A 13,204-nucleotide genomic window follows, 5' to 3' on the forward strand; every position below is an offset into this window, starting at 1 on the left:
ATGGCCCGGACACCCGCCCGTCAGCGGGCCCGGCCCACCGGACGATCTCAATCGGCGTTGCCCCGCTCGGCGTTGCCCATGGTCAGGGACGTGAGGAGGACCACCAGCGCGCCGAGCGCCGCGGTCGCGGCCATGGGGCCGGCCAGCCACGGCGGGGCGAGGGTCGCCGCCCGCAACCGGGCCGGGTCCGGCAGGTTGAACCGTCCGCCGAGCACGTGTCCGGCCGCGAGCACCGCCGTCACTCCGACCGCGGCCGTCGCCGCCACGAGCCGGGCCGGCGCCGCCCGCGCGGTGAGGGCGAGCGCCAGCAGGCCGCACAGCGCCGAGGCGAGCAGGGTGGCCCCGAGGACGCCGTGGGACAGCCCGGTCCACGAGCGCGGGGCGTGCGCCATCCCGCACAGGAACACCAGCAGCGCTGCACACCGGGCGGCCCACAGGCAAGCCGTCGGCGTCCGGCCGTTCCCCGCCCGGTCCGCAGCCGCCGGTCGCCTTTCCGCCGACGGTTCCGCACCGGACCACAGCGTCTTCGCCCGCCCCTGGATGACGAACCGACGGGTCTTCACGGGCGCTGCCGCAACCGACCGACCCGCCGTCGCCGGCCCTTCCGGAGCCGACCGACCCGCCGTCGCCGGCCCTTCCGTGACGGCCCACCCCGCCGTCGCCGATCCCTCCGGGGCCGGCACGTGCACCGACCCCGCCACGGCGAGCGCCCGTTCCGCCTGGAGCTGGTCACCGGCCGCGCGGTCCTGCGGATCCGGTACGGCCACCGGCTCGGCGGTGGCGGACAGCGGCCCCACCTCGGCGCGGGCCGGCTCCGCCTCGGCCTCTCCCGCGTCGCGTTCCGCAGCCAGCCGGCCGATCAGCTCGGCGAGTTCCTCCACGGGACGGTGCACCGCCACCGCCCGCACGGCGGCCTCCGCGCAGTGGGGTTCCACCGGGCTGAGGTGCAACAGCTGCACCAACCGGGTGACGTCCTCCACCGACCGGTCGACCGCGACCGCGCGCAGCGCGTCGGCTGTCATCCGGGCCGGCTCGGGCGAGCGCTCCAGCAGTGTGATGAGCCGGACGACGTCCTCCACCGGGCGGTCGGCGACGGCGGCGTGGATCAGGCCGTGCAGAGGGTCGCCGTACTCGGGTTGCGCCACGGGGAGTGGCGGTACGGGCGGTGTCGGAAGGTACGGGGACGAGGTGAGGACGCCGGGGGCAACCGCCGGTGCCGGGGGTATCACCGAGTCGTCGGGACGGGGGGATGAAGAGCAGGTCGTCATCTCGGCTCCAGGAGAAGGGTGCGACCGCACCTGCGCCCCGTCTGCGGTCGCCGCGTTACGGAGTCCATTACTACGAGCGGGCTTCGGAGCGCGCCACTCGGGCGGGGCACTGGTGTGAGCCGGGCTGCGCGGCCCCTGCCGTGACGCTCTCCACCCCGCCCAGGTGCGTTCCGCGCGTCTCGTGGCGCATTCTTGCTGTGTCATCCACCCGGAGCCGCACGGGACGAGGTGGGACCGATGGCCGGGAGCGACGAGCAGGCGGTCCGTACGCGGGCCCGGCTGACCGCGCTGCTGGCCGACGCCTCGACCGGCGCCCTCACCGCGGCCGGCGGCCGGGTGGCGGGCGTGTACCTGCGCTCCCGCGTCCCCGGCCTGCTGCGCCTCGCGGTGCTCACGGGGCTGCCCGGACCGCTGTTCAGGTCCTGGTGGCGGCTGCACACCGGCCGGCCGTTCCCGGTCGCCGACGCCTACCGGCTCGGCATCCAGGTGGTCCTGCCGAACGCCACGGAGACCATGCGCCGGTATCCGCAGTTCGCGGCCGGTCTGCCCTTCCCGTTCGGGTCGGTGCACGTGCCGGTGCCCGGCGGGGCCGGGCCGCTGGGGGTGCTCACGGTCCTGCACCCGGCGGTGACGGACACCGTGGACGACCTGCTCGACCGGGAACTGCTCGGCCGGCTGGCCGAGGGCCTGGGCGACGAACTGCTCGGCCTTGCCGACGGGGACGAGAGCGCGATCGTCTGGGACGGCGAGCCGCTGTGCGTACGGCCGCCCGCGAGCCGGCCCGCCCGGGCCGCCGTAGGACGTTTCAGCTGTGACCCGGCGACCTCCGTGGTCCGTGCGGACGACCGGTTGCACACCCTGCTCGGGCTGCGCCCCGGCGAGTTCGCGGGGACGATGACGGCGTTCGCGAACGCCGTGGCCCCCGCCGACGCGCACCGGGTGCTGGCCGCGCTGCGCGACACCGCCGCCGGGAAACCGCCGAGCGCGCCGCTCAGTCTGCGCGCCCACGACGGCACGCCGCGGCTGCTGGACCTGTGGCCGGTCGGCGCGGACCGCGCGGACGGCGACACCGAGGCGGCGGTCCACGGGGTGCTGTTCGACCCCGGTACGGCCGCCTCCGCCGACGGCGCGGCCGACCTGCTGCCGGAGGGCGTGCTCTGCCTGGACCGGCTGGGGCTGATCGTGTACGCCAACCCGGCGGCGGCCCGGCTCACGGGCCGGCCGCGGGAACGGCTCCTGGGGCAGGCGTTGTGGGACGCGCTGCCCTGGCTGACCGGGCCGCCGTACGACGACCATCTGCGCGGAGCCCTGCTCTGCACGGAGCCGGTGCACTTCCACGCCCGGCGGCCGGCCGGCGAGCGGGACGACCCCGGTGAGGGCGACTGGCTGGCGGTCTCGGTGCACCCCGGCACGGACCTGCTGACCTGCGTGCTCGTCCCGGCGAGCCGGGTGGACGCCGCGAGCGAGCCGGTCCCCGAGGTCCGGGCCCCGGAGAGCACGGTGGCGGGCGCCCACGCGATGACGCCGCTGTACCGGCCGATCGCGCTGGCCATCGCGCTGACGGACGCGGTGACCGCCCGGCAGGTGTCGGCGGTGGTCATGCAGGAGTTGCTGCCCGCGTTCGGCGGCCGGCGGCTGGCCATCTACCTGCTCCAGGACCGGCATCTGTACCTGGCCTGGGAGACGGGGTTCCCGCAGGGGTTCCTCGCGCCGTTCGAGGGCATCGGCCTCGACGCGCACGTGCCCGGTGTGGAGACGCTGACCACCGGCCGGCCGCTGTTCTTCGAGTCCATGGGACAGCTCGCGGCGGCCTATCCGGGGCTCGCCCTCGACGCGCAGGTGGGTTCGCGTGCCTTCCTGCCGCTGATCGCCTCCGGCAGGCCGGTGGGCTCCTGCATCCTCGGCTTCGACGGCGAGCGCGGGTTCAGCACGGAGGAACGTGCGGTCCTCACCGCGCTCGCCGGGCTGATCGCGCACGCGATGGAGCGGGCGCGGCGCTACGACGACGAGGCGGCCCTCGCCCGCGGCCTGCAGCAGGCCCTGCTGCCCCGGCGCCTGTCGACGCATCCGCGGGTGGAGACCGTGGGGCGGTACCTGCCGGGGACGCAGGGCATGGACGTGGGCGGCGACTGGTACGACGTGGTGGAGGCCGGGGACGGGCTCGCGCTGGTCATCGGCGATGTGCAGGGGCACGGGGTGCAGGCGGCGGCCACGATGGGCCAGCTGCGCAGCGCCGTGCGGGCGTTCGCGCTGGGCGACAGACCGCCGGACGAGGTGCTGAGCGGCACCAACCACCTGCTGATCGACCTGGACCCCGGCCAGTTCGCCAGCTGCTGCTATCTGCGCCTGGATCCCGCGACCGGCCGGGCCCGGATCGCGCGGGCGGGCCATCCGCCGCCGCTGCTGCGCCGTCCCGACGGCCGGACCCGGCTGCTGGACGTCTCCGGGGGTGTCGTCCTCGGCGTGGATCCGCATGCCCGGTACCCGGTGACCGAGCTGTGGCTGGAGCCGGACGCGATCCTCGCCCTGTACACCGACGGCCTGGTGGAGCGGCCCGGCGCCGACATCGACGACGGCATCGCGTCGCTGCGGCTGGCGCTCGCCCACGCCGGTGCCGGCCGGCGCGGCGGGCGGTCCCTGTCCGGGGTCGCCGACCGGCTGACGGCCACCGCCCGGCACGCCGCCGACCGCCCCGACGACGTGGCCCTCCTCCTGGCCGTGCGCCGCCCGCCACTGCCTCCCGGCCCGTGACCGGCCCACCCCACTCCCCCGGCCCCGTCCCCTCCGCGGCCCTCGGCTGTCGTCGTCCCGGGTGATGGTCTCGCCTGACGGCGCCGGGCAGTGTAGACATGGGCACATGGTGCGACTGCCCGGCCGGCCCCTGTCTCGGCCGCCCCGATCTTTCGGGTACCCGCGCGCACCGCACAGCCCGCCGTCGGCGAACCGCGGCCCGGGCGGCAGCCGGCCGGGGGTGCTCCGGTCGGCGGTGACCGGTCGCAGCGTGGCCGGGCAGGTGTTCGTCCTGCAAGTGGTGATCGTGCTGCTGCTGGTCGTCTCGGCCGTGGTGGCCCAGGTGCTCCAGGTACGGCACGACAGCGACACCGAGGCGAGCAACCGTTCCCTGGCCGTGGCCGAGACGTTCGCCAACGCGCCCGGCACGGTCGCCGCCCTGCGCTCCCCGGACCCCACGGCCGTGCTCCAGCCGCGCGCGGAGGCGGCCCGCAAGGCGACCGGCGTGGACTTCATCGTCGTGATGAACACCGACGGCATCCGCTACACGCATCCCAAGGCCGACCGCATCGGCAAGAAGTTCGTCGGGACGATCGCCCCGGCCGTGGCCGGCGGCACGGTCACCGAGCACATCACCGGCACCATCGGCCCGCTGGTGCAGGTCGTGGTGCCGGTGAAGGACTCCGGTGGCCAGGTGGTGGGCCTGGTGGCGGCCGGAATCACCACCGCGCACGTGGGCGGGGCCGCCGACCAGCAGCTCCCGCTGCTGCTCGCCGCCGCGGCCGCCGCGCTCGCGCTGGCGACCGCGGGCACGGCCCTGGTCAGCAGACGGCTGCTGCGCCAGACGCACGGCCTCGGGCCGTACGAGATGACGAGGATGTACGAGCACCACGACGCGGTGCTGCACGCGGTCCGGGAAGGCGTGCTGATCGTCGGCGGTGACGGCAGGCTGCTGCTCGCCAACGACGAGGCCCACCGGCTGCTGGACCTGCCGGCCGACGCCGAGCGGCGGCATGTGCTGGAGCTGGGCCTGGACGACGAGACGGCGGGACTGCTGGCCTCGGGGCGGATCGCCACCGACGAGGTGCACCTGGTCAAGGACCGGCTGCTGGCCATCAACCAGCGGCCCACGGACCTGCGCGGCGGTCCGCCGGGCAGTGTCACCACGCTGCGCGACTCCACCGAGCTGCGCGCCCTGTCGGGCCGTGCGGAGGTGGCCCGGGAGCGGCTGAACATGCTGTACGAGGCCGGGGTGGGCATCGGCACCAGCCTGGACGTCACCCGGACCGCGGAGGAGCTGGCCGAGCTGGCGGTGCCGCGGTTCGCGGACTTCGCGACGGTGGACCTGTTCGACGCGGTGCTGGGCGGTGAGGAGCCGCGGCCCGGGACGGCGCTGCGCCGCACGGCCTGCGCGGGGATACGCAAGGACGCCCCGCTGTATCCGCTCGGCGAGCGGATCCGGTTCGTGACCACCTCGCCGCAAGCGCGCGCCCTGACGACCGGGCAGTCGGTCGTGGTGCCGCGGCTGCGCGACGAACCCGGCTGGCGGGCGCAGGATCTGGAGCGCACCGACCAGGTGCTGGCGTACGGCATCCACTCGCTGATCACCGTGCCGCTGCGGGCGGGCAATCTGGTGCTGGGCGTGGCGAACTTCTGGCGTGCGGAGAAGCCGCAGCCGTTCGACGCCGAGGAACTGGCCCTGGCGGAGGAGCTGGTGGCGCGGGCGGCGGTGTCGATCGACAACGCCCGCCGGTACACCCGTGAGCACAGCATGGCGGTCACCCTCCAGCGCAGCCTGCTGCCGCGCACCCTGCCCGAGCAGGGCGCCCTGGACCTCGCCTACCGCTATCTGCCGGCCCAGTCGGGGGTGGGCGGCGACTGGTTCGACGTGCTGCCGCTGTCCGGCGCCCGGGTGGCCCTCGTCGTCGGGGACGTCGTGGGTCACGGGCTGCACGCGGCGGCGACGATGGGACGGCTGCGTACGGCCGTGCACAACTTCTCCTCGCTGGACCTGCCGCCGGACGAACTCCTGGGCCTGCTGGACGAGCTGGTCGGCCGGCTGGACCAGGACGAGACCCCGGCGACGGGCGCGTCCGTGGTGACGGGCGCGACCTGTCTGTACGCGATCTACGACCCGGTGTCCCGGCTGTGCTCGATGGCCCGGGCCGGCCATCCACCGCCCGCGCTGGTGCGGCCGGACGGCGGCGTGGAGTTCCTGGACGTGCCCGCGGGACCGCCGCTGGGGCTGGGCGGGCTGCCGTTCGAGACGGCCGAGCTGGAACTGCCGGAGGACAGCCGGCTGGTGCTGTACACCGACGGTCTGGTGGAGGACCGGGAGCGGGACATCGACGAGGGGCTCGGCCTGCTGCGCGACGCGCTGCTCCGGGCGCCGGGTGGCTCCCCCGAGGACACCTGCCGTACCGTGCTGGACCGGCTGCCGGCCCGGCCGAGCGACGACGTGGCGCTGATCGTGGCCCGCACCCGGGTGCTGGGCGACGACCGGGTCGCGCAGTGGCAGGTGCCGTCCGATCCGGCGGCCGTGTCGGAGGTGCGGGCCTCGGTGACCCGGCGGCTGGCCGACTGGGGGCTGGACGAGCTGGCGTTCACGACGGAGCTGATCCTGAGCGAGCTGGTCACCAACGCCATCCGCTACGGGCGCGGCCCGATCGGGGTACGGCTGCTGCGCGACCGCACGCTGATCTGCGAGGTGTCCGACCGCAGCACGACCTCGCCGCATCTGCGGTACGCGGCGAGCACGGACGAGGGCGGCCGGGGCCTGTTCCTGGTCGCCCAGCTCGCCGAGCGCTGGGGCACCCGGTACACCCCGCACGGCAAGGTGATCTGGGCGGAGCAGCCGCTTCCCTGACTGTGCGGGGCGCGGGGAAATCGTTTGAGGACCTGTCGGCCGGCGGGTGATGATCTCCGGCATGTTCTCACGCAGGAATCGCCGCGCCGCCCGGCCCACGACCCCCGCGCTCCGCGCCGCCTGGGAAACCCTGGACGCCGGGGATGTGCCCGGCGCGCTGCGGCAGGTGCGGGCGGCCGGGGAGGATCAGCCGCTCGGTGAGGTGGCCCTGGTGGTGGGGCGGGCGGCGGGCTCGGCCGGGTTCGACGACCTCGCCGACGCCTCGGCCGCGCTGGCCGCCGCCCGTGAAGATCCGCGGGCCCTCTACGACTTCGGGTACGCGTGCGTCGAACGCGGGGTGTCCGATCTGGCGATTCCCGCCCTGCGCGCGGCCCTCGGCCTGAGCGGTGGGGCACTGCCGGTGCTGCGGGAGCTGGTGTCCGCGTACGAGGACGGGGGCCGGCACCGGGAGGCGGTGGCCGAACTGGCCCGCCACGAGGACCGTTTCGCGCACTGGCCGGACCGTTATCTGCTGGTGTACAACGCGGTGATGGCGGGCGATCTGGAGGTGGCGCGGCGTCAGCACGCCCTGCTGCCCGACCCGGAGGACGAGCGGTGGCGGCCGGCGCGGGAGCGGCTGGACCGGATGCTCGCCCGGGCCGCCGACGCCGAGCGGGCGGGCCGGCTCGACACGGCCGATCTGCGGGGCTGGCAGTACGTGCTCGGCGGCACGGTCCTCGGCACGCTGTCCCCGTGGGGCTACGACTCGGGCATGAACGGCCGCTACGCCTTGCTGCAGGACACCCCGGACCAGTGTCTGCGCGGCCTGCTGCGGCTGCGGGACCTGCTGGCGGCCACCGGGGCACGGCCGCGCTCGGTGTCGCTGCTGCCGGACCGGGACTCGCGGATCCTCGGGCTGGCCGCGGCGGAGGTGCTGGGCCTGCCGGCGGAGCCGTTCGTCCCGGGCCGGGCGGACACGGTGGTCGTGGCGTACGACCTCGACGGGCTCGCGGCGCGCGACGGCGGGCCGGAGCTGATCGGGGAGCTGTTCGAGCGAGCCCCGGGGCAGGTGCTGCACGCGCAGGCGTGCTGCTGGACCGACCCACCCGCGGTCACCCCGGACAGCGCCGCCCTGCTGCACCAGTCGGTGATGGCGCCGTGGGGTGAGGGGCTGCGTCTGGGAGCGGACGGCGGGGTCGAGCGGGGCCCGGCGGACGACCGCCCGGAGGCGGAGATCGCCGCCGGGATCACGGCTGCGGACCCGACGCCCGATCCCGGGGACGGCGACGGCCCGGCGGACGGCGACACGGAGTTCGCCGCGTTCGCCACGGCCGTGCGGGGCACGTGGCTGCGCGGCGATCGGGCGCGTGTGCGGTCCGCCGGGCCGGTCCCGGGTTCCCGTTTCGCCTGAGCTCGGCGGCGGTCAGCCGCCGTTGAGCCGTGAGCGCAGCAGCTGCTTGCCCAGCTCGGCGCCCTTGCGGCTGTCGGACTGTGCCTTGCGGAAGAGCTCCACGACCTCGTTGTCCTTGTCGCGCTCGGCGTCCTGGATGTACTGCTCCAGGCGCAGGGCGTTGCTCAGGCACGCCTCGACGTACCAGATCAGGTTGTAGTCCTTGTCGCGGGTGCCGGTGACGTCGCCGGTCTCGCTGGTGCTGGTCATCCGGGGTCTCCTCCTTCTGTCGACCCTGTGCGGATTCCGCTTGCCGTGACCCCGGGTACCCGTGCGACCTGCGGGCACACCGGCCGATCGGACCGTCCCTACTCGTCGATCACGGCGCCGAAGCGGGCGCCGTGGGCGGTGCCGCCGAGCGCCGCGGCGCCGTAGGACCAGGAGCCGTCGGCGAGCAGCCCGCCGCCGCTCGCGGGCAGCAGCCAGACCGCGCCGTCGCCGGCGTTCTCGGCGGGCGCGGCGGCCACCAGCTCGGCGCAGCCGTCGCCGTCGGTGTCGGCGAGCCGCACCTGGGCGCCCCAGGCGTCGTCGGCCTCGGCCGTGCCGGGGACACCCCGGGTGTTCTGGTCGAAGGACTGGGCGCCGCTGCCGGTGAGACCGGTGCGGGAGCCGCGCAGCAGCCAGACGGCGCCGGCGTCGGCGACGGTGCCGATGTCCTCACCGGGCGCGCCGACGGCCACGTCCGCGTGGCCGTCGCCGTTCACGTCGGCCACGGACAGGTCGGCGCCCCACGCGTCGCCGTCCTCGGCGGTGCCGGGGACGCCCGGGGAGTTCTGCGACCACCACTGCGGGGCGGTGCCGGGGCCCTGGGTGCCGGCCGGGCCGTCGTCGCCGCCGTAGTAGACGGCGACCAGGCCGCCGGGTGCGTCGGCGTCGCCGGTGGCCTCGTCGGCGGCGCTGAGCTGGCCCACCACGAGGTCGTCGTAGCCGTCGCGGTCGATGTCGCCGGAGGCGGAGCCGAGGCCGCCGTGCAGGTCCCGCCGGTAGGCGAGGCCGTCGGGGCCGCCCGCGTAGTACGCCGACCAGCCCTTGGTGTAGTCGTCGTCGGGGCTGTAGCCGGAGACGACGAGGTCGGCGAAGCCGTTGTGGTCGTAGTCGCCGGTGGTGACGTAGCCGGGCTGGAGCCGGTGGCCGGTGGAGTGCGGGGCACCGACCTGGCGCAGGATGCCGGCGTGCCAGGTGAAGACGTTGAGGCCGACCTCCTGGTCGACCACCACGAGCTGGTCGGAGTCGATGTCGCCGGTGAAGCGGGCGGCGGCCACCGACAGTCCGAAGCGGGCGCCGACGGCGGGCTTCGCGGCGGTGACGGAGGCGTTCTGCTCCGCGCCGAGGCCGTCCTTCGAGCCGTACAGGACGGTGACCCGGCCCGCGTCGGCTACGGTGCCCTCGTCCTCGCCGGGCGCGCCGATCACCGCGTCGTCGTAGCCGTCGCCGTCCAGGTCGCCGGTGGCGACGGCCTGCCCGAAGTCGTCCCAGGCCTCGGAGCCGCCGGGCACGCCCTCGGTGGACTGGCTGATGACCTGGACCCGGCCCCTGGGGACGGTGGTGTTGGTGCCGATGCCGTTCGGGGCGCCGTACTGCACGGTGACGTAGCCGGCGCCCTCCTTGCCGTCGACGGTGCCCTCGGGGACGCCGGTGAGCAGGTCGGTGTAGCCGTCGCCGTCGAAGTCGCTGTTGCGGTCGGCCGCCGAGGTGCCGCCGGGTACGCCCGCGAACGCGGCCGGGGCGGCGAGGATGCCGGCCGAGGCCAGCAGCAGGAAGGAGGCCGCGGCGACGGCGGCGGAGCCTGCGGTGCGTCGGGTGATGCTGGTCATGTCCCTTACCCCCGAGGGTGATCGGTGTTCCGTCAGCCGGCTGGTCGGTGCCGGCGCATGGTTCGACCCGACGGGGGCGGGGGTGGTTGTGGCGCGCGGACGGGCTGTGACACGGCGGTGACAGACGTCGCCGTGCCGGGACGCGCGGGCGGCGTCAGCCGAGGGCGCGGTCCAGGTTGAACGCGGCGCTGATGAGGGACAGGTGGGTGAACGCCTGCGGGAAGTTGCCCTGTTGCTCGCCGGTGCGGCCGATCTCCTCGGCGTACAGGCCGAGGTGGTTGGCGTAGGTGAGCATCTTCTCGAAGGCCAGCCGGGCCTCGTCGAGCCGGCCGGCCCGGACGAGCGCCTCGACGTACCAGAACGAGCAGATGGAGAAGGTTCCTTCGTCACCGCGGAGTCCGTCGGGGCTGGCCTGCGGGTCGTAGCGGTAGACGAGCGAGTCGGAGACGAGGTCCTCGGTCAGGGCGTCCAGGGTGGACAGCCACTTGGGGTCGGTGGGGGCGATGAACTTGGCGAGCGGCATCATCAGCAGGGACGCGTCCAGGACGTCGCCGCCCTCGTACTGCACGAAGGCGCCCCGGCGCTCGGACCAGCCGCGTTCCATGATCCGGCGGTAGATGGTGTCACGGGCCTGGCGCCAGCGGCGGTGGTCGGCGGGCAGGCCGCGGTGGGTGGCCAGGCGGATGGCCCGCTCGATGGCGACCCAGCACATCAGCCGCGAGTACGTGAAGTTCTTGCGCCCGCCACGGGTCTCCCACACGCCCTCGTCGGGCTGGTCCCAGTGGTCGCACACCCAGTCGACCAGGCTGCACACGTCGTCCCACTGGCCGCTGGAGATGGGCTGGGCCCACTTGTCGTAGAGGTAGATGGAGTCGATCAGGTCGCCGTAGATGTCGAGCTGGAGCTGGCCGCCGGCGGCGTTGCCGACCCGGACCGGGGCGGAGCCCAGGTGGCCCTCCAGGTGCGGCAGTTCGCGTTCGGGCAGCTCGGTGCGGCCGTCGATGCCGTACATGATCTGGAGCGGGTCGGGGCCGTCGCCGCAGCCGGGGCTGATGTGCGTGGTCAGGAACCGCATGAACGCCTCGGCCTCGCCGGCGAAGCCGAGCCGCAGCAGCGCGTAGACGGCGAAGGCGGCGTCGCGCACCCACACGTACCGGTAGTCCCAGTTGCGCTCGCCGCCGAGCTGCTCGGGCAGGCTGGTGGTGGGGGCGGCGACGATGGCGCCGGTGGGGGCGTAGGTGAGGAGCTTCAGGGTGAGCGCGGAGCGGTGCACCATCTCGCGCCAGCGGCCCCGGTAGCGGGACTGGTGCAGCCAGCGCCGCCAGTAGGCGACCGTGGCGTTGAACTGGTGCTCCGCCTCGGCGTGGGCGCAGCCGCGCGGGGACACCTCGCCGTCGACCTGGTCGAGGGCGAACACGGCGGACTCGCCCTCGCCGAGCTTGAAGTCGGCGCGCGCGTCCCGCCCGTCGCACTCCAGGGCGACGGTCGAGGTGAGCGACAGCGACTGGGCGGGCGACTCGAACACGACCATGCCGTCCACGGGGCGCAGGGTGTGCGGGGCGGCGCCGTAGTCGAAGCGGGGGGCGACCAGCAGCCGGAAGGGGACGGTGCCGCGGACGCACACCACGCGCCGGATCAGCCGGTGCCGGCCCACGTCCCCGGGCTCCTCGCCGACGATCGGCATGAAGTCCTGCACCTCGCCGACGCCGTCCTCGGTGAAGAACCGGGTGATCAGCACGTTGGTGTCGGGGAAGTAGAACTGCTTGGTGCGGGCCGGCACGGCGGCGGCCAGCTCGAAGCGGCCGCCGCGCTCGGCGTCGAGGATCGCCGCGAAGACGCTCGGGGAGTCGAAGGCCGGGCAGCAGTACCAGTCGATCGTGCCGTTGCTGCCGACCAGGGCCACCGTGCGCAGGTCGCCGATGAGTCCGTGCTCGGCGATGGGCAGGTAGCGGGGGCTGCGGGGTCCGTCCCCGTGGAACGGCGAATCGGCCATCTGCGGCCTCCCGGGGCGATATGCGACTGATGCGAGTCTTTTCCACTTTAGGCGAGTGACTCGCGGTCGCGTGGGCAGGAACTCCTCACCCGCTCCCTGGGCGCTTCCGGATGCAGGAGGCGCCAGGGAGGGCAATGGTGAAAGTGTGCCCCGTTCGAAGGGCACCGGCACGGATGCGGTCATCCGGACCGAGGAGGAGGCATCATGTCGACATCCACACCCGAAGAGTCCCGTTCGTCGGACGACGTCTGCACCCCGGACGCCCTGCTCCACTCCGCGCCCGCACAGGACGTCACCCCTGAGGACCTGGTGATGGCGGCGGGCAGGGACGTCACACCGAAGACCCTCGACTGGGCGCGTCGCAAGCTGGAGTCGGAGGGCACGGCGGCCATCGAGAAGCTGCTGCCCTAGGGCGGTCCGGGGAGCACAGGAACACGAACGGGGAGACCGGCCGGACGCGCGTGCGTCCGGCCGGTGGCCTGTGCGCGGTGCCACACGGAGGGCAACCGCCCGACTACGGCCCGTCGCTGATCCCCGCTCACTCCGGCAGCCGGGTCTCGTCCGGTACGACGTGCATCGCCGCCTCCTCCGCCCCGGCCGCTCCGGCGTCGATGCCGACGTCCTCGGCGATCTCCTCCTTGGTGGTGTCGGCGTGGGCACCCTCGTCCGGGGCGACCAGCCGGCCCGCGCGGGTCGCGCCGGCCTCGGGGTCGACCGGCTCTCCCTCCCCGCCGGGCAGGTCGCCGATCTCGTCGCCGGCCGGCGGGGTCACATCGGGGACCTCCTGGCCGAGCCGTTCGTCCAGGCTCTCCCCCTCGTGCTGCTCGGCGGCGGTGGTCCCGTACTTGGTGACGCCGAGGGGCCGCTCGGGCGGGGAGTAGCCCTCGTCGAGCATGTCGTCGTAGGAGCGCTCGCCGACCGCGTCCTGCAGGTCCAGGGGCCCGGCGTCCTCCTGTTCCTCGTTGCTGCCCGTGGGCTGGTAGGCGTCGTCCGCCATGGGGCTCTGCTCGGACTGCTGGTCGCTCATGGTCGCCTCCTTGGGGTTCGCGGGGCGGTCCTGGTCCGCGTTTCCCGTGACCGGATCATTAACCCCGCCGGCGCCCG

At 74.7% G+C, this 13,204-nt stretch carries 9 protein-coding genes; 4 read left to right on the forward strand and 5 right to left on the reverse strand.

What is annotated here, in order from left to right:
• Positions 1 to 47: 47 nt before the first annotated feature.
• On the reverse strand, positions 48 to 1,145 hold the full coding sequence (locus OO52_RS03435; protein WP_234339339.1) for a hypothetical protein: 1,098 nt from the start codon (positions 1,143 to 1,145) through the stop codon (positions 48 to 50).
• Between the two features lie 360 nt (positions 1,146 to 1,505).
• Between OO52_RS03435 and OO52_RS03440 the strand changes: the two genes are divergently transcribed.
• The 3 genes from OO52_RS03440 to OO52_RS03450 all read left to right on the forward strand — a co-directional run bounded on the left by OO52_RS03440 (position 1,506) and on the right by OO52_RS03450 (position 8,254).
• The gene (locus tag OO52_RS03440) at positions 1,506 to 4,019 is read left to right on the forward strand and encodes a SpoIIE family protein phosphatase (RefSeq protein ID WP_030936747.1); all 2,514 of its coding nucleotides are present in this window, start codon (positions 1,506 to 1,508) and stop codon (positions 4,017 to 4,019) included.
• A gap of 106 nt (positions 4,020 to 4,125) precedes the next feature.
• Positions 4,126 to 6,864 (forward strand): SpoIIE family protein phosphatase, encoded by a 2,739-nt coding sequence (locus OO52_RS03445; protein WP_234337724.1) that lies wholly within the window; start codon positions 4,126 to 4,128, stop codon positions 6,862 to 6,864.
• A gap of 61 nt (positions 6,865 to 6,925) precedes the next feature.
• Positions 6,926 to 8,254 (forward strand): hypothetical protein, encoded by a 1,329-nt coding sequence (locus OO52_RS03450; RefSeq protein WP_030640802.1) that lies wholly within the window; start codon positions 6,926 to 6,928, stop codon positions 8,252 to 8,254.
• Positions 8,255 to 8,266: 12 nt separating this feature from the next.
• On the opposite strand, the gene OO52_RS03455 is transcribed toward OO52_RS03450, so the two are convergent.
• From OO52_RS03455 to OO52_RS03465, 3 genes are all read right to left on the reverse strand, one after another.
• Positions 8,267 to 8,503, reverse strand: a complete 237-nt coding sequence (locus OO52_RS03455; RefSeq protein WP_030640804.1) for a hypothetical protein — start codon at positions 8,501 to 8,503, stop codon at positions 8,267 to 8,269.
• A gap of 98 nt (positions 8,504 to 8,601) precedes the next feature.
• Complete coding sequence (locus OO52_RS03460; protein ID WP_030640806.1) at positions 8,602 to 10,107, reverse strand: FG-GAP repeat protein; 1,506 nt, start codon at positions 10,105 to 10,107, stop codon at positions 8,602 to 8,604.
• Between the two features lie 154 nt (positions 10,108 to 10,261).
• Positions 10,262 to 12,100 carry a glycoside hydrolase family 15 protein gene (locus OO52_RS03465; RefSeq protein WP_030640808.1) on the reverse strand — a complete coding sequence of 613 codons (1,839 nt, stop codon included), beginning with the start codon at positions 12,098 to 12,100 and terminating at the stop codon, positions 10,262 to 10,264.
• Positions 12,101 to 12,304: 204 nt separating this feature from the next.
• Between OO52_RS03465 and OO52_RS03470 the strand changes: the two genes are divergently transcribed.
• The gene (locus OO52_RS03470) at positions 12,305 to 12,511 is read left to right on the forward strand and encodes a hypothetical protein (protein WP_030640810.1); all 207 of its coding nucleotides are present in this window, start codon (positions 12,305 to 12,307) and stop codon (positions 12,509 to 12,511) included.
• A gap of 127 nt (positions 12,512 to 12,638) precedes the next feature.
• Here OO52_RS03470 and OO52_RS03475 read toward each other — a convergent pair whose 3' ends face one another.
• Positions 12,639 to 13,127 carry a DUF5709 domain-containing protein gene (locus OO52_RS03475; protein WP_030640812.1) on the reverse strand — a complete coding sequence of 163 codons (489 nt, stop codon included), beginning with the start codon at positions 13,125 to 13,127 and terminating at the stop codon, positions 12,639 to 12,641.
• Positions 13,128 to 13,204 lie beyond the last annotated feature (77 nt).

The organism is Streptomyces flaveolus, assembly GCF_000716535.1.
Taxonomy (GTDB): Bacteria; Actinomycetota; Actinomycetes; order Streptomycetales; family Streptomycetaceae; genus Streptomyces; species Streptomyces flaveolus_A.

Excerpts from the sequence above, each read along its gene's own strand:
- OO52_RS03440 (WP_030936747.1), top strand. The coding sequence starts at position 1,506 with ATGGCCGGGAGCGACGAGCAGGCGGTCCGTACGCGGGCCCGGCTGACC.
- OO52_RS03445 (WP_234337724.1), top strand. The coding sequence starts at position 4,126 with ATGGTGCGACTGCCCGGCCGGCCCCTGTCTCGGCCGCCCCGATCTTTC.
- OO52_RS03450 (WP_030640802.1), top strand. The coding sequence starts at position 6,926 with ATGTTCTCACGCAGGAATCGCCGCGCCGCCCGGCCCACGACCCCCGCG.
- OO52_RS03455 (WP_030640804.1), bottom strand. The coding sequence starts at position 8,503 with ATGACCAGCACCAGCGAGACCGGCGACGTCACCGGCACCCGCGACAAG.
- OO52_RS03460 (WP_030640806.1), bottom strand. The coding sequence starts at position 10,107 with ATGACCAGCATCACCCGACGCACCGCAGGCTCCGCCGCCGTCGCCGCG.
- OO52_RS03465 (WP_030640808.1), bottom strand. The coding sequence starts at position 12,100 with ATGGCCGATTCGCCGTTCCACGGGGACGGACCCCGCAGCCCCCGCTAC.
- OO52_RS03470 (WP_030640810.1), top strand. The coding sequence starts at position 12,305 with ATGTCGACATCCACACCCGAAGAGTCCCGTTCGTCGGACGACGTCTGC.
- OO52_RS03475 (WP_030640812.1), bottom strand. The coding sequence starts at position 13,127 with ATGAGCGACCAGCAGTCCGAGCAGAGCCCCATGGCGGACGACGCCTAC.